The sequence below is a fragment of the Pseudofrankia asymbiotica genome (assembly GCF_001983105.1).
Classification (GTDB): Bacteria; Actinomycetota; Actinomycetes; order Frankiales; family Frankiaceae; genus Pseudofrankia; species Pseudofrankia asymbiotica.
Window position 1 is genome coordinate 39,048 of the sequence record NZ_MOMC01000037.1, and the last position, 15,480, is coordinate 54,527.

12 protein-coding genes are annotated in these 15,480 nt (G+C 71.2%); 6 read left to right on the top strand and 6 right to left on the bottom strand.

Annotated elements, in window-relative coordinates; genetic code table 11:
* Window positions 1-2: 2 nt before the first annotated feature.
* The 3 genes from BL253_RS18545 to BL253_RS18555 are packed head-to-tail and all read right to left on the bottom strand — an operon-like array spanning window position 3 to window position 3,276.
* Window positions 3-899 (bottom strand): carbohydrate ABC transporter permease, encoded by an 897-nt coding sequence (locus BL253_RS18545; RefSeq protein WP_076818381.1) that lies wholly within the window; start codon window positions 897-899, stop codon window positions 3-5.
* Window positions 899-2,032 (bottom strand): sugar ABC transporter permease, encoded by a 1,134-nt coding sequence (locus BL253_RS18550; protein WP_274535221.1) that lies wholly within the window; start codon window positions 2,030-2,032, stop codon window positions 899-901. The genes BL253_RS18545 and BL253_RS18550 overlap by 1 nt, the downstream gene beginning before the upstream one ends.
* Entirely contained in the window at window positions 2,029-3,276 is a 1,248-nt protein-coding gene (locus BL253_RS18555; RefSeq protein ID WP_076818457.1) for an ABC transporter substrate-binding protein, read from the bottom strand. Before BL253_RS18555 ends, BL253_RS18550 begins: the two co-directional genes overlap by 4 nt.
* A gap of 780 nt (window positions 3,277-4,056) precedes the next feature.
* Between BL253_RS18555 and BL253_RS18565 the strand changes: the two genes are divergently transcribed.
* A complete protein-coding gene (locus BL253_RS18565) occupies window positions 4,057-4,683 on the top strand; it encodes a hypothetical protein (protein WP_198946309.1) in 627 nt (208 codons plus the stop codon).
* Window positions 4,684-5,127: 444 nt separating this feature from the next.
* Window positions 5,128-6,969, top strand: a complete 1,842-nt coding sequence (locus tag BL253_RS18570) for a helix-turn-helix domain-containing protein (RefSeq protein WP_076818383.1) — start codon at window positions 5,128-5,130, stop codon at window positions 6,967-6,969.
* Window positions 6,970-7,031: 62 nt separating this feature from the next.
* Here the strand turns inward: BL253_RS18570 and BL253_RS18575 are convergent, their stop codons facing one another.
* Together BL253_RS18575 and BL253_RS18580 are read right to left on the bottom strand one after the other, a co-directional pair.
* Entirely contained in the window at window positions 7,032-7,472 is a 441-nt protein-coding gene (locus tag BL253_RS18575; protein ID WP_131831521.1) for a hypothetical protein, read from the bottom strand.
* 215 nt (window positions 7,473-7,687) lie between these two features.
* The gene (locus tag BL253_RS18580) at window positions 7,688-8,629 is read right to left on the bottom strand and encodes an RNA polymerase sigma-70 factor (protein WP_076818385.1); all 942 of its coding nucleotides are present in this window, start codon (window positions 8,627-8,629) and stop codon (window positions 7,688-7,690) included.
* Between the two features lie 271 nt (window positions 8,630-8,900).
* Between BL253_RS18580 and BL253_RS18585 the strand changes: the two genes are divergently transcribed.
* Complete coding sequence (locus BL253_RS18585) at window positions 8,901-9,386, top strand: carboxymuconolactone decarboxylase family protein (protein WP_076818386.1); 486 nt, start codon at window positions 8,901-8,903, stop codon at window positions 9,384-9,386.
* A 180-nt stretch (window positions 9,387-9,566) separates the two neighbouring features.
* Here BL253_RS18585 and BL253_RS18590 read toward each other — a convergent pair whose 3' ends face one another.
* Window positions 9,567-11,876, bottom strand: coding sequence for a serine/threonine-protein kinase (locus BL253_RS18590; protein ID WP_076818387.1), 2,310 nt, complete (start codon window positions 11,874-11,876; stop codon window positions 9,567-9,569).
* Between the two features lie 280 nt (window positions 11,877-12,156).
* Between BL253_RS18590 and BL253_RS18595 the strand changes: the two genes are divergently transcribed.
* The 3 genes from BL253_RS18595 to BL253_RS18605 all read left to right on the top strand — a co-directional run bounded on the left by BL253_RS18595 (window position 12,157) and on the right by BL253_RS18605 (window position 15,414).
* Complete coding sequence (locus BL253_RS18595; protein WP_076818388.1) at window positions 12,157-13,341, top strand: YeiH family protein; 1,185 nt, start codon at window positions 12,157-12,159, stop codon at window positions 13,339-13,341.
* Window positions 13,342-13,355: 14 nt separating this feature from the next.
* Complete coding sequence (locus tag BL253_RS18600) at window positions 13,356-14,279, top strand: LysR family transcriptional regulator (protein ID WP_076818389.1); 924 nt, start codon at window positions 13,356-13,358, stop codon at window positions 14,277-14,279.
* A gap of 442 nt (window positions 14,280-14,721) precedes the next feature.
* Window positions 14,722-15,414 (top strand): hypothetical protein, encoded by a 693-nt coding sequence (locus BL253_RS18605; RefSeq protein ID WP_076818390.1) that lies wholly within the window; start codon window positions 14,722-14,724, stop codon window positions 15,412-15,414.
* Window positions 15,415-15,480 lie beyond the last annotated feature (66 nt).

The following is a 15,480-nucleotide window of genomic DNA, read 5'->3' on the forward strand; positions in this document are numbered from 1 at the left end:
GCCTATCCCTTCACCGCGCCGGACGTCAGCCCGGCGACGATCCGTCGTTGGAACAGCAGCACGAAGATGATGATCGGGATGGTGATGACCACGGCCGCCGCCGCGATCGAGCCGATCGGCTGGGCGAACTGCGACGCGCCGGTGAAGAACGCGATGGCGGCCGGGACGGTCCGCGACCGCTCCGTCGACGTCAGCGAGATGGCGAACAGGAAGTCGTTCCAGCAGAAGATGAACACCAGGATCGCGGTGGTCACCATGCCCGGCGCGGCCAGCGGGGCGATCACCCGCAGGAATGCCTGCAGCGGGGTGGCACCGTCGACCTGCGCGGCCTTCTCCAGGTCCCACGGGATCTCCCGGAAGAACGCCGACAACGTGTAGATCGCCAGCGGCAGCGAGAACGTCAGGTACGGGATGATCAGGCCGATCCAGGTGTCGAAGATGCCGATCTGCCGCCAGAGGTTGAACAGCGGGCTGACCAGGGAGATCTGCGGGAACATGGCGATCAGCAGGGCCAGGCCGACGAGCAACCCCTTGCCCGGGAAGGCGAGGCGGGCGATCGCGTAGGCGGCCATCGAGCCGAGCACGACCGCGAGCACGGTGGAGATGAGCGCGATCCCGAGGCTGTTCAGCAGCGCCCGGGTGAACAGCGACTCGCCGAAGATCCCCCGGTAGTTCTCGAACGTCCAGTGGCGCGGGATGAACTTGCCGTCGGTGATGCTGTCCGGCGTCTTGAACGACAGCGACACCAGCCACAGCAGCGGCACCAGCGATATCGCGATGATGACGAGGTTCGCGGCGGACCAGCCGAGCAGCGCGTTGCGCTCCCCGGATGGGCGCCGGCCACGTGTCGTGGTGGCGGCGGCGGTGCGCCCGCCGGCGGTCGAGGCGATGGTGGCCATCAGCGGCGGCCCTCCCCACCGGGCGCGGCGGTGCCGAACCCCTTGACGAAGATGAACGCGACGAGCGCCACGACCAGGAAGATGAGCACCGACAACGACGAGCCGACGCCCAGGTTCAGCGCCGTGAACAGGTTGTCGTAACCGAGGATCGACACCGACCGGGTGTCATACGCCCCGGCGGTCAGCACGTAGATGCTGTCGAAGATGCGGAACGCGTCCAGCACCCGGAACAGCAGCGCGACCAGGATGGCCGGCTTCATCAGCGGCAGCATTATCCGGGTCAGCCGCTGCCAGGCGGTGGCCCCGTCGACCTTCGCCGCCCGCAGCAGCTCCTCCGGGACCAGCGCCAGCCCGGCGAGCAGCAGCAACGCCATGAACGGCGTCGTCTTCCACACCTCGGCCAGAATGATCACCGCGATGCCCCAGACCTGCGAGCTCAGCGGTGTGGCGTCGCCGAACAGGTGCGACAGATAGCCGGTGTCCGGGGTCCACGCGTACCGCCAGCCGAACGCGGCGACCACGGTCACGATCCCGTACGGAATGAGGATCACCGTCCGGACCAGGCCACGGCCGACGAGCGCCCGGTGCATCACCAGCGCCAGCGTCATCCCCAGCGCGAACTGGATCGCCACCGAGATCACCGTGATGATCGCGGTCACCGCGAGCGCCTGCCACCACAGCGACGACGTCAGCACCGTCCCGTAGTTCGCCAGCCCGACGAACTTCGAGTCGTCAGGAAACCGCAGGTCGTACCGTCGCAGGGACAGGTAGATCGCGTATCCGATCGGGTAGGCGGTCACCGCCAGGATGACGATGACCGCCGGCGCGCACAGCGCCCAGCCGAGCCGGCGCTCCGCCCGCGCCCCCGCCGACAACGGCGCCCGGCGCCGCTTCACGGGTGCGGCGCCGTTCGTCACGGGTGTGGGGTCGTTCGGCGGCGCGCTCGTCGCCGCGTTTGTCGCCGCGTTTGTCGGCGCGCCGGCATTCGTGGTCGTGCCGGCGTTCGTCACCGCGCCGGCGTTCGTGGGCGCCTCTGGCTGTGTCTCCGGTTCGCTCCCGCTCCGCACGGCGCCGCGCCCCTGTCCCTCGGACGGGCGTTCCGCGCCGTGCTCCTCTCCGCTCACGGCGGTCACGGCACCAGTCCCTTCGAGTCGATGGCGTCGGCGATCGCCTTGCGCAGGTCGCCGAGCCGCCCGACGCTGGCCGAGGAGGGCGGCGACAAGGTGTGCGCGATCTGCAGCGAGACGCTCTGGTAGGCGGGCGTCTTCGGCCGGACGCTCGCGTTCTTGAGCGCCTCGTAGATCGCCGCCGCGAACGGGTAGCCGCCGTCGATGAACTTCTGGTCGGTGTACAGGTCCTCGGCGGTCGGCGCGAGGCCGCCGTTGATCGCGGTCCGGATCTGGTTGTCCCGGCTGGTCATGCACTCGATCGCCGCGGCCGCCTCGGCCCGGTGGTGGCTGTAGGCGCCGATCGCCAGGTTGTAGCCGCCGACGGTCGTGTGTGAGGGCTCGCCGGGTACCAGCGTCGGCCACTGCGTCCAGCCGATCTGCTCGGCCAGCTTCGGGTTGTTCTGCCGCGCCGACGGATAGATGAACGGGTAGTTCAGCTGGAAGGCGGCCGACCCGGTCTCGAACGCGAGGCGGTTGTCGTCCTCCTTCTGGTTCGACCAGGACGGGTCGGCGGCCGGCGAGTGCGCCAGGGCCCGGATCGCCTCGACGGCCTTTTCCGCGGGCGGGCCGAGCACTACCTTCGTGCCGTCGTCGTTGAGGATCTGGCCGCCGGCGGACGCCACCAGCGAGTTGAACAGCACCGTGTAACCCTCGTACTGGGCGCCCTGCACCTCGACGTAGTGCGGCTTTCCTTCGGAGGCGAGCTGCTTCGCGTCGGCGAGCATCTCGTCCCACGTCTTCGGCGGGTTCGGCACCAGGTCCTTGCGGTACCAGAGGAGCTGGGCGTTGGTGTTCAGGGGAACGGCGTAGAGCTGTTTGTCCCAGGTACCGGTCTCGACCGCGACCGGCAGCATCCCGTCGGTGAGTCGCTTCGCCTCCGTCGCCGGGAACGGCACGATCCAGCCGGCCTCGGCGAACTCGGCGGTCCAGGTCACGTCCAGCGCGAGGATGTCCATCGTGGAGTCCTCGGCGGCGAGCCGCCGCACCAGCTGCTGGCGCTGCCCGTCCGAGTCGTTCGGCAGCGCGTTGATGCTGATCGTGTACTTGCCGTTCGACGCCGCTGAACAGTCCGCGGCGGACTTCGCGAACGAACCGGACGACTCGTTGTAGACATACCAGGTCAGCTTGGCCGGACCGCGGCCGCCTCYGTTGTCGGAACCGCCGCAACCGGCCAGCGCCGTCCCCGCGGCCAGCACCAGCGTCCCCACCACGGCCACCGTGGACCGGCCGTTCCGGCCGCTCCGGGCGCCTTGTCCGATAGCGACGCCCCGGCCGCCGTCACAGGCGGACCCGGCCGCCCCCGGACTGTGGCCAAAATGTCGGCCGGGTCGACGAGGTCCACGGGGCCGACGGGATTGACTAATTCTCACAGGCCGTACTCACCACCCCACGTCGCATTACCAGGGGCGACGCGCGGGCAGGAGACGTTCCTGGCCGGCGGTATCCGGCTTCGCCACCTACGACCGGGCCGCGTCGCCCCGGGTCGTGCATCCACCGGCCGGGAGACCGGCGGTGGCTCCGCCGTTCCCGGGTGCATGAAGATGTAAACCCGACGTCACAGGACTATTTCACATCGTGTTCTTCCCGTTACGCCATGTATATCGCGCGGGCGACGCGGTAGGGCTGGATGGGCGACGACGCGGTGCCGCATGGCGCTGGCTCGCCGGTCTCTGTCGCGTTCGCGGTCGAGGCGGTGGCGGCGAGCCCTGCCGCGGATCGTTTCGCACGACAGCCCGAACCGCGGATGCCGACGCGTCGCCAGAACGATCACCACGGCCGGCACCGGGCCCAGCGAGCGCCAAGCCGGCGCGACCGGCGACCGGCGACCGGCGACCGGCGACCGGCGACCGGCGACCGGCGACCGGCGGATCATGCTCTGGCCGCCGAGGCGGGCCGCGGCCTCGGCCTGTGCGACAGCGCACACCTAGTTATTTTCTGCGCTTCAACCTGCGATTTCGGCCGGATGTCGACGGCGGAACGGATCCGTTGTGTTTGTGGGCTGGCGCTGGGCGCATAACGGGTCGCAAAGGTCGAGCGGCGATCTTTTAGATACCCGGAAGGCAGGCGAACGTATGACGAAACTAAACTGGAGCTCAATGCGGTCGACGATGATCGCCATTGTCCTGACTGCGGCGATGCTGGTCGGCGCGGCCGCGGCCGCGACTTCCGCCAGCGCGGCGCCGTCTCAGACGAGCGCCGTGGAAGGCCTGACGACACCGGTCACCGGACAGAATGGGACGACGTCCTTCGACGGCACGTTCACCGCGACCGGATTCGAGGAGCGTGCCGGCCAGATCGTCGCGCTCGGGAACGTCACGGGAACCGCCACCGACAACGCCACCGGTACGACTCAGCAGGTCAGCCAGGCTGTGTCGGCCCCGGTGACGAACGCGGCCACGACGGCGGGCTGCGACATTCTCAGCCTGGTTCTCGGACCGCTGCACCTTGACGTGCTGGGGCTCGTGGTTGACCTCAACCAGGTCATCCTGAACATCACCGCGGTCGGCGGCCTGGGCAACCTGCTCGGGAACCTGCTCTGCGGCGTGACGAACCTCCTCGACGTGCTCGGCGTCGCCCAGCTTCTGGCGATCCTGAACGCGTTGTTCGGGCTGTAACCGGCTCGTGCTCGGCCGTCCCGGGCCGGCGGACCACCGCCGCTCCGGGACGGCCGCACGCCAGGAGTCGGACTCCCCATCAGAAATTCGCGAGACCTGCTGTTCGGGTCCGGATTCCCGCCGAATCACGTTCTCCGGGCCGTTCGCCTCCGCGAGTTCTAGCATGACGTTTCTCGGCGACTTGACAACTCGAAAACTCGACAACCCGACAGTTCCGCAACGTCCTCATGAACCCTGGTGATCGGCGGCTGAGCTCCGGTTCCTGGCCCTCGATCGGGCCGGCGGGTCACGGCCTCGTTCGGCGCGGTCCTCGCCGGCGCGAGCCTCACGGCGGTGAAGATCCGCCTCAGGCTCCTCGGGCACCAACGATGGAAGCCGCAGCGGTCCGGCTCCTATCATCATCCGTCGGTGGGCCTTGCCGGCGATCAGAGGGGACCCTGACGAGTGGCACCGTCCGGCGCTCTCGCCGAACTGCTGCAGCACCTCCGGGAGCGCAGCGGACGCACGTACACCTCGTTGGAACGACGTACCAGGATCAGCAGGTCGAGCCTGAACCGCTATTGCCTCGGCAGTGCCGTCCCGCCGAACTACGGCACCGTGGAGAAGATCGCCACGGCCTGCGGCGCCAGCCGCGGCGAGCTCGACACCCTCTACCGGTTGTGGGCGGAGGCTCAGGTCGAGCCCGCCACGCACGAACACGCCGCGGCCGCCGGGCCGCCGACCGCCGACCGGCCCCCATCGGCCGAGACATCGCTGTCGGCAGAGGAGCCACCGCCCGCCGACGAGCCACCATCCGCCGACGAGCCACCGCCCGCCGACGAGCCGCCGGTCGCCGACGAGCCGCCGGTCGCCGACGAGCGGCCGGTCGCCGACGAGCGGCCGGTCGCGCCGCGATCGCCGGTCGGACCCGCGCGAGCACCTGAACCCGAGGCACGGCCGCCGGCGCGGCGCAAGCGGCTGCCGTACGAGATCCTGTCCGTCGTCGCCGGCCTCGTCGCACTCGCGATCGCGGGCGCGGGGCTGAACCGGCTGTGGGTGGACAGCCGGGCCGACCCGGGTGAGGAACCCGAGGCCCGGGCCGCGCAGCAGGTGGGCGGGCCGGAGTGGAGCCAACCGCCGGAGCCAGTTCCGAAAGGGTTCTTCGGCGTCACGATCAACGCGGCGACCGGCGCGATGCCGACGTTCCCGACGGGCGCCACGCGGTTCTGGGACAGCGAGACCCGCTGGTCGCAGGTCGAACCCAGCCGCGACCGGTTCGACTGGTCGAATCTTGACCGTCTGGTCATCGGCGCCCGGACGGCCGGCCTACCGGCGCTGTACACGTTCGGCGCCACACCGGCCTGGGCGAGCCCGGCCGGACCGCGCTCGCCCTACCCCGAAGGACCGCGAGCCTCCGCGCCGGACTCGACGGCCGACTGGGACGCCTTCGTCCGCGCCGTGGTGACCCGTTACCGCGGCCGCATCGCCGCCTACGAGCTGTGGGCGTTCGCGCCGTCCCCGTACTTCTTCACCGGCAGCGCCACGACACTCGCCGACATGGCCCGGCGGGCCGGCCGCATCGTCCATGAGACCGACCCACGGGCCACCGTCGTCTGCCCTGGGATCGGTGACCTCTGGGAGCCGGCGTCCCAGCGGTTCCTGCGCGACTTCGCCAGCGCGGGCGGCTACGAGAACTGCGACGTCGCCGCGGTCAAGCTGCACCAGCGCGAGCCTGGTGACCCGCCGGAGAGCATGGTCGAGCTGACCCGCGTCATCGACCGCACGTTTCACGAGGCCGGGGTCAGCCTGCCGGTCTGGAACACCGGCGCCGCCTACCGGATCGCCACCGAGAAGCCGCTGACCGAGGAGCTGGCCGGGGACTACGCGGTCCGCTTCTACCTGGTCGGCCTGTACGCGCGGTACGACCGGATGTACTTCTACAACTGGGGCGGCACCAAGCTGCCGATCGTCCTGCAGGCGGTCGACGGCCCACCGACCCGGGCCGCGCTCATGGTGCGGGAGCTGGAGCGCTGGCTGGACGGGGCGCGGATCACCTCCTGCGGACACGGCCCGGCGGTGAACCTGCCGCCGCGGGCCTGGCAGTGCCGCTTCCAGATGCCTGGCGGCCCGGCCGGCAGCCACCTCGGGACCATCGCGTGGACCGAGGCCGGGGCGGCGGCCATCCCCCTTGACGAGCATGCCGTCCGGGTGCGAAACCTCGGCGGCGGCATCGTCGATGCCGCCGCCGGAGGCGTCCTGAGGCTGACCGAACAGCCGGTGCTCATCGAGTACGACACTGCCGGCTGAACCACCCGGCGCCTGGGCCGGGTGGTCAGCGGTGACGCCGTGAGACGACTAGGACCGGACGGTCAGTAACAATGCCGCGAGATGATGTACGCGGTCTGGTCGTCGGACACCTTGACCCATTTGTGGGTGCTGCCCGCGGCGATGATGTTCGACACCGGGTCCCAGCCAAACAGAACGGAATACATCTGGRAGTTGACCGAGCAGCCGTTCTCGATCCGGAAGGCGTCCCAGTCCTGGTGTGAATTGGTGTGCGTTCCGCTGGCGATGTAGTCGATTTCCGAGCCGGCACCGCACGGCGGGTTGTTCTGGTTGAGGACCGACGCGGTACCGCACCAGTTGCGGGCCACGGCGACATAGGCCCCCGCAGGAAGCTGGTTAAGCACCTCGGAACAGTACGGGTATGTGCAGGACGTACCCGCCTGCGCCGTCGAACCTGGCACCACCACGGCGGTTGCGAGGGCGACGAACACCATCGCCAGCAGCCAACGCACTCTCTTGCGCATGCTTTCTCCCTCCCTGGGACCACCGAGGTCCCAGCGCGCGGCACACACTCCAGGTCACGCTGGGGAGCACGCAAGACCCGCGGCCCGGCTGGGACGCTGGGATGGAAGACCCCTTTCCGACCTGCGGGTTCCCCGCGTCCCGGGACGCCGGAAGGCGGTCCACCGGCCAGGCGGCGACACGCGCCGCTGGCCGGTGGGAGGTCCGTGCTTCGAGCTCAGCGGCGAAGGGCGGTTTCCTGCTCGATGTGCGAGAGCTTCTCGGGATTGCGCACGGCGTAGAGCCCGGTGACGAGACCGTCGTCGATGCGCACCGCCACGACGCTGTCGATCTCGCCGTCGAGCCGGAGAACCAGCGCCGGGTAGCCATTTACCTGTACCGGTTGCACCGACACCGCGGCGGCGATCCTGCCCAGCCCGGCGGCCAGCAGGCGTGCCACCTTGTCAGCCCCGACAATGGGGCGCGGCACGGCCTGCCTGACTCCGCCACCGTCACCCAGCAGAACGACGTCCGGCGCAAGAATGTCGAGCAGGCTCTGCAGGTCACCGGTCTCGACCGCCCGTTGGAACGCGTCAAGCGCGCCTCGGGTCTCGGCCGGAGAAACGACCCCGCGCGGGCGGCGCGCGGCGACGTGTGCCCGCGCGCGGTGCGCGATCTGGCGGACCGCGGCGGAGCTCTTGTCAACGGCTTGCGCAATCTCGTCGTACTCGAGGTCGAATACCTCACGAAGCACGAACACCGCCCGCTCCGTCGGCCCAAGAGTCTCCAGCACCAGCATCATCGCCATCGAGACGCTGTCGGCCAGCTCGACGTCCTCAGCCACGTCGGGCGCGGTCAGCAGCGGTTCGGGCAGCCAGGGGCCGACGTAGGACTCCTTGCGCCGGCCGAGCGTACGCAGCCGGCTCAGCGCCTGGCGGGTGGTGATCTGAACCAGGTACGCACGCTGGTCCCGCACCGCGTCGAGATCGACGCCCACCCAGCGCAGCCAGCTCTCCTGCAGGACGTCCTCCGCGTCCGCGGCCGAGCCGAGCAGCTCATAGGCGACGGTGAACAGCAGGTTGCGGTGGGCGAGGAACGCCGCGGTGGCAGGGTCAGAAGGGCCGCCTTTGTTCGTGCTCCCGCCGCGATCTCCGGGGACGGTCGGCGACGTGCCTGCCATGCGTGGCTCCTGTTCGCGCTCGACGGTGTCACTTACCTAGACGCCGGATCCCGCGGGTTTGTGACATCGAGCCGGTAGCCAATCCTTGTCGTCCGCTGCCCAGGCACGACGCCGATGCTGCGTCGTGCACAGCGGGGTGCCAAGCATCACCGGCGCGGCCCCGCGGGGTGACACAGGTCACTCTGGCCACGCTGTCACAGAAACCGAGGTCGCCGGCATCTGGTGTTCGTCCGGTGCGGCAGCACGCGACACCACGAGTGAGGACGACGTCATGGACGCGCGGTTCAACCTGTATGACAACGAGATCGCCGCCAAGTTCGGCAAGCGGTTCGCGGGCGCCAGCCTGGTGATCGACCAGTCGCCGCTACCGAAGGCCACCCGGGAGCTGGTGTCGCTGCGCGCCAGCCAGATCAACGGCTGCGGATTCTGCGTCGACATGCACACCAAGGAGGCCGCGGCCGCCGGTGAGACCCTGGTCCGGCTCCACCTGGTCGCCGCCTGGCGAGAGGCCACCGTGTTCACCGAGGCCGAGCGCGCCGCGCTCGCGCTCGCCGAGGAGGGGACCCGGCTCGCCGACACCCACCACGGCGTGTCCGACGAGACCTGGGCCCAGGTCCGCAAGCACTACGACGACGACCAGATCGCCGCGCTCGTCTGCCTGGTCGCCCTGATCAACGCGGCCAACCGGGCCAACGTGATCGTGCGTAATCCGGCGGGCTCCTACGTGCCCGGCATGCTCGCCAGCATGAAGAGCTGATCGGCGGCCGGCCCCGGCCCGGCCTGGCTCGGCCTCGGATCGATGATCCGAGGCCGAGCCAGGCCCCGCGCAGGTCGCCTCGCCGAAGGCGAGATCACACGCGAGAGCCACCCACTGCCTCGAGAGGTCCAGCTCGTCAGGCGGAACGAACCGGCGAGCGTCATCGTGTAGGCGGCCCGTTCACGGCCCGGGGCGGAAGGTGGCGAAGATCCGCGACATCAGGGCCTGCTGGTCGTCCCACTCGTCCTGGGGCATCCGCCAGCGCAGCGCGTATCCGTGACCATTGCGGACGACGCCGAGGTCGAGGACGTGGATGACGCGCCCGCCCGAGGTGAAGGTGAACTCCCAGATGGCGGCGGTCACGCCGTCCTGCCCGTCGGCCGGGCGGATGGACAGGCGCCGGTAGTCCGGGGAATTCGCCCGAATGCTTCCTTCCAGCGACTGCCAGGCACCGATGGCGGACGATCCGGCCACGGCCTGGGTTTCGACCAGCAGTTCCGGATAACCGCTCGCGGGAGCGAAGACGGTTCGGTCGGCGCCGCGCGGAGAGGTCGACCAGTCGCTCGGCACCGCGACCGACCAGCCGGATTGGCCGGAGCGCGTGGTGTAGCCCTCCGGTGGCTGCGCCGGGGTGGTACTGGTCGGAATGAGCGAGCCCAGGCTGGTGTCGTAGTCCTGCGCCGGCGGGGCGTCCGTCCGCGTGTCGCCTGAGGCTGGCGGGCCGCCGGCGCTCGAAGGCGGACGCGACGGGCCCGTTGTCGCCGCGCTCGACGGTGTCGTCGTCGACGTCGGCGAGGTGACCGGTCCCGGCGAGACAGACGACGATCTTTGCGGCGGCGGGACCGCGGCGGGCTCGGCGCTGCCGCCGCCGGCCATCGTCAGGCCCAGAGTGGTCCCCACCGCCAGGAGCGACGCGAGCGCCGCCGCCACGATCAGCGACACCCTCCGGCGCGAGCCGCGTCGACGGGCGGCGGGGGGCGCCGGTTCGGCGCCGGCGCCCGGTGCGGCGGCATCGCCTGGTGCGGCGGCCTCGGGTGCGGCGTTCTCGTCTGGTGCGGCGTTCTCGGCGCGTTCGGCGTTGTCATTGAGGGCGCCGTCGTCGGGTGCCGTGCCCTCATCATGTTCGGTGACCCCGGCGGACGCGGCGTGGTCGGTCGGTGCGGCGACGTCGGTGGATGCGGCGGCGGTGGGTGCGACGACGTCGGTGGGTGCCACGACCGTCGGTGCGACGACGTCGGTGGGCTCGACATCTGTGGGCTCGATGTCGGTGGGCTCGATGTCGGTGGGCTCGATGTCGGTGGGCTCGATGTCGGTGGGCTCGATGTCGGTGGGTGCGACGACGTCGGTAGGTGCGGCCTTGCCCTCGGCGTCCGGAGTATCGACCTCGGCGGCTCGCGGTTCGGCCGCGCCAGCCGCGTCGGCCGCGTCGCCGCCGTCGGCTCTCGTCTCCTGATCCGCGGGACCGCCGGCCGCCATGCCGGGTCCGGCGTCATCCGCCCGCGCCGGCCGGTGGCTGTCAGCGAGGATCTCCAACCACGAGTCGGCCTGATCGGCCCGGTTGGCACGGTCGGCCTCGCGGGGGCGGGAGGGGCGTCGAGCGAGCCCGGACCTCCCCAGGTGTCTGCGCCGCCCGCGCGCGGTAGGCGAGATGTCGTCGAGGACCTCGCGAAGATGACCACGGATCTGGGTGAGCGACGGCCGCCTGTCAGGGTCGACGTCAAGCATGTGATCGATGACGCCGCGGAGGCAGCCCGCGTGGACGAATGGTCGTCTGCGGTTCTCCACGACGGCGGCCAGCATCGCCAGGGGCACCTTGCCCTCGAACGGGGGCTCGCCTTCGACGGCTGTGAAGAGGGTCGCTCCGAGCCCCCACACGTCGCTGGCGTACACGGCCCGCGCGCCCCGGACACGTTCGGGGGCGATGTAGGCCGGCGAACCGATCAGCGTCCCCGCGCCCGTCAGGGTCGTGTCGCCATGACTGACCGCGATGCCGAAGTCGGTCAGGCGTGACTCTCCGTTCGCGGTGACCATGACGTTGCCCGGCTTGACGTCGCGGTGGACGACACCGCCACGGTGAGCAACCTCGAGCGCGTAGGCCAGGCTGATGCCGATACGGGCGACCCGCTCGGGCGCCAGCCGTCCGGTGTTTTCGATGAGCTCGGACAGGGAGACCCCGTCGACGTACTCCATGACGATCCACGAACGCCCGTCCGCCTTGAGCACGTCGTAGACGGTCACGAGCGTTGGATGACGCAGTCGAGCAGCCGCGCGGGCCTCGCGCATCACCCGCTGGTCGGCCAGGTCKCGTTCGGCCGCCGACCCCATGGGCGGCAGCCGAATCTCCTTGATCGCGACGGGGCGGCGCAGCAGCACGTCCTCGCCTTCGTGGACGGTGCCGCTGCCACCCTCACCGATCACTCTGCCCAGCCGGTACCGACCGCCCAGGTACCCTTTCGTTCCCTGTTCGTCGGGGGCACCGAGGGTCGGCATCGTTTGACCCCACTTTCGATGACCTTCTTGGAATTTGGGGTTCATCTACCCAGGGCGACAACGACAACACCCGCATCGGTCTTGTCGGCGTCGTCGGACATGCACCGTTCGGAGACGGTGGCTCCGTCGCGTGCGCCGGGCGCAGCGGCCGGCCCAGCTGAACAGGGATGACCGAGTGACGCGTCGGCGGCGAGCCCGTCCCGGTCATAGGGCTTTGCTATGACCATCCCTGGCAGTCGGTCGCTACCCAGGAGTCCGCGGCCGTTTGAGGCTGGGAGTCATGACCACCGCCCCCGCCCGGGAACGCCAGCTCGCCCGGCCCACGCGGCTCGTGCCACCCGTGTCCACCGTCTCCGGCGCGTCTGCCATGCGCGCCGTGCCTGCCGTGCGGACCGTGTCCGCCGCGCGCGCCGCGTCCGGCATGTCTGGTGGGCTGGCGTTCGCTGGCGCGATCGGCCTGGCCGCGACCGCCGTCGGCATGGCCTGCCCGGTGATCGGCGCGCCGGTCGTGGCGGTTGTCGGGGGCGCCCTGCTCAGTCCGCTCGCCCGGAGATGGGGAGGCGCCCTTCAGCCTGGTCTCGACGTCGCGCGGGTCCGCCTGTCGCGGGTCTCCGTCGCGGCGCTGGGTGCCCAGCTGTCCCTGGGCGAGGTGGCCGACGTCGGGCTGGCCTCGCTGCCGGTCATGCTGGCCACCCTCGCCGCCTGCCTGGCCGGCGCGGCGCTGCTCGGCCGATGTCTCAGGGTGGGACATGACCTGCGCGTCCTCATCGGCGTCGGGACGGCGATCTGCGGCGCGTCGGCGATCGCCGCCACCAGCCCGGCGATCAGGGCCAGGAACGCCGACGTCGCCTACGCCGTCTCGACGATCTTCGTGTTCAACGTGGCCGCGGCGCTGGTCTTCCCGCCGCTCGGGCACGCACTCGGCCTGAGCCCGGAAGCGTTCGGCCTGTTCGCCGGCACCGCCGTCAACGACATGTCCTCGGTCGTGGCCGCGGCCAGCGCGTACGACCCGGCCGCCGTCCAGCAGGCCGTCGTGGTCAAGCTCGTCCGCACACTCATGATCATTCCGATCGTGCTGGCGCTCGGCGCGCTCGTCCGCGACCGCGAGGCCTCGTCCGACCCGCACGCCAAGCCGCGCCGTCAGCCGGACCACCAGGCGCGGCGCCGGCTGGCCGCGGCGCGGCGCCAACTGGCCGCGGCGCGCCGCGCCGTCCGCCTGGTCCCGGGGTTCCTCATCGCGTTCGTTGTGGTGGCGGCCGCCAACTCGGCCGGGCTTCTCCCCGGCGCCAGCCACGAGCCCCTGCGCCTCGGCGCGATGATCCTCATCGCCGTCGCCCTCGCCGCGATCGGCCTCGCCACGGACGTCGCGGCGCTGCGCCGCACCGGGTACCGGCCGCTCCTGCTCGGCCTGCTCCTGTGGGCGACGGTGAGCCTGACCAGCCTGGCCGTCGCCGGGGCGGTGTGACACGCTGTCCGGCGATGCCCCTCCCGAGCTGGGCCACCGATCTGGCGACGCTCGACCTGCTGCTTTCCGTCGCCGAGACCGGCAGCGTCGGCCGCGCCGCCCAGGCACACGGCATCAGCCAGCCGAGCGCGAGCGAGCGGCTGGCCCGGCTGGAACGGCGGCTCGGCGTGCCGCTCCTGGTCCGGACCCGGCGTGGAAGCACTCTGACCCCGACCGGCGAGGCCGTCGTCGCCTGGATCCACCCGGTCGTCGACGCGGCCCAGACGCTGGCCGACGGCGTGCTCGCGCTGCGGGCCRACCAGCGGGCCCGCCTGCGCATCACGGCCAGCCTGACCGTGGCCGAGTACCTGCTGCCCCGATGGCTGATGGTCCTGCGGCGCGGCCACGCCGATCTTGAGATCTCGGCCAGCGTCGCCAACAGCGAGGATGTCTGCGCGGCGATCCGCTCCGGCCGGGCCGATCTCGGGTTCGTCGAGTCGCCCGACGTCCCGGCCGACCTCGGCCGTCGAGTGGTCGGCACGGACGGCCTCGCGCTCGTCGTGGCCGCCCGCTACCCCCTGGCGGCGCGGGCCGAGCGGGGTCTGCGCGCCAGCGATCTCATCGAGGTGCCGCTTCTGCTGCGCGAACCCGGCTCCGGCACGCGCGAGACGTTCCTGCGCGCCCTCGCCGGCGCGCTCGGTCGCACCCCGCCGATCCACCGCGCGACCAGCCTGGGCTCGACGGCGACGATCCTGGCCACGGTCCGCGCGGGCGGCGGCGTGGGTGTCGTCAGCGCGCGGGCGGCGGCGGCCGACCTGGCCACCGGCGAGCTGGTCCGGCTGCGGGTGGCCGACCTGACGCTGGTCCGGCCGCTGCACGCGGTCTGGTCCGGCCACGCGCCGACTCCGCTGGCCGCGGAGCTCATCGGGCTCGCGATCGGACTACCTACGCCGGACTAATCCATAGGAGAATCGCTTAGGACAATCCGTGGTCCGCTGTGACTCACCCAGGCCCTCACTTTCTCCCCTCGTTGCCTGTTGATAGTCACCACGTGGTTTTCCGGCAGCCGGTCTGGACCTGGCGACGCGACGGCGCACTCCGCCCTCCATGGGGCCCGCGCCAAGAGGCCACCGCGGGCCCGTCGGGAACAGGTACCGCCGCCGTTGCGCGACGTCCCGGGCCGCGACACGCGTCGAGAACGTCGCGCGGGAAAGTTGGTTGCGCGGGAAAGTTAACAGTTTCCCAACTTCAGYACATATAGCAGTAGAAATAGCCGCAGCCGCTAGCATGTGGCTGTCTGGGGACATTCGGGGACCGCAGTCCTGATGGCGGATTCCAGAACCGGCTCGGGGGCCGGCCGGTCACATGTACGGGCCACCACCTGAGAACGGCAGAGAGACAGTGGACGACGACGAACGCGCATGGGGAGTCGGTGCCAGCAGCGGCGACCGCCCCTTCCGCGCCGGCGGCCCGTCCCTCCCGGACGGCGAGTCGTCGACCGACGCCTTCCTGACCGTGTGGCGGAGTTCTCCGGCCGCGTCCTCGCCCCCGGTGGCCGCGTTTCGGCGGCTCGCCACCCGGCGGCCGGCCGCGAGACCGGCGCCCGCGCGCCGCGAGGCCGCCCGGCGGACGAGGCCGTTATCAGGCGGCGCGGACGGTGGTCCGGGCGCCAGCCCGTCGCCGACGGCTGGCGAGATCGCGCTGCGCGACCCGGCGCCCGACCGCCGCGGCGACCGACGTTCCTCGTCCGGCGCCATGCCGCCGGGTGCCATGCCGCCGATTGCCGCACTGCCGGGTGCCGCGCCGCCGAGTCCGGTGCTGGCACCGCGCGAGGTGCCGCGGGGGCCGACCGGGCCGGCTGGGCTGACCCCGGCGGCCCATCCGATGGCGTCCGCCCCGCCTAGGCCCGACGACCTGGCCAGCCTCGGACGGCCGAACGCCGGCACCGCGACCGACGGTGCCACGGTCTTCGTCGGCCGGCTCAGCCGGGACGCCCAGTTCCACGTCCTCGGCCGTCGGGCAGCCGTCCTGGCCACCGTGCTTCTCCTGGCCGTCATCGGTTCGGTCGCGGCGGCGGCGGTGCTCGTCCGATGAGCCGCACGAGTCCGACGGGTCGGAGAGGTCCGGGGAGCCCGAGGAGCGCGCCGGGAGCTCTCGCCC

Coding starts and splice junctions, on each gene's coding strand:
- BL253_RS18545 (WP_076818381.1), bottom strand. CDS start 899: ATGGCCACCATCGCCTCGACCGCCGGCGGGCGCACCGCCGCCGCCACC.
- BL253_RS18580 (WP_076818385.1), bottom strand. CDS start 8,629: ATGGCAGGCACGTCGCCGACCGTCCCCGGAGATCGCGGCGGGAGCACG.
- BL253_RS18585 (WP_076818386.1), top strand. CDS start 8,901: ATGGACGCGCGGTTCAACCTGTATGACAACGAGATCGCCGCCAAGTTC.
- BL253_RS18595 (WP_076818388.1), top strand. CDS start 12,157: ATGACCACCGCCCCCGCCCGGGAACGCCAGCTCGCCCGGCCCACGCGG.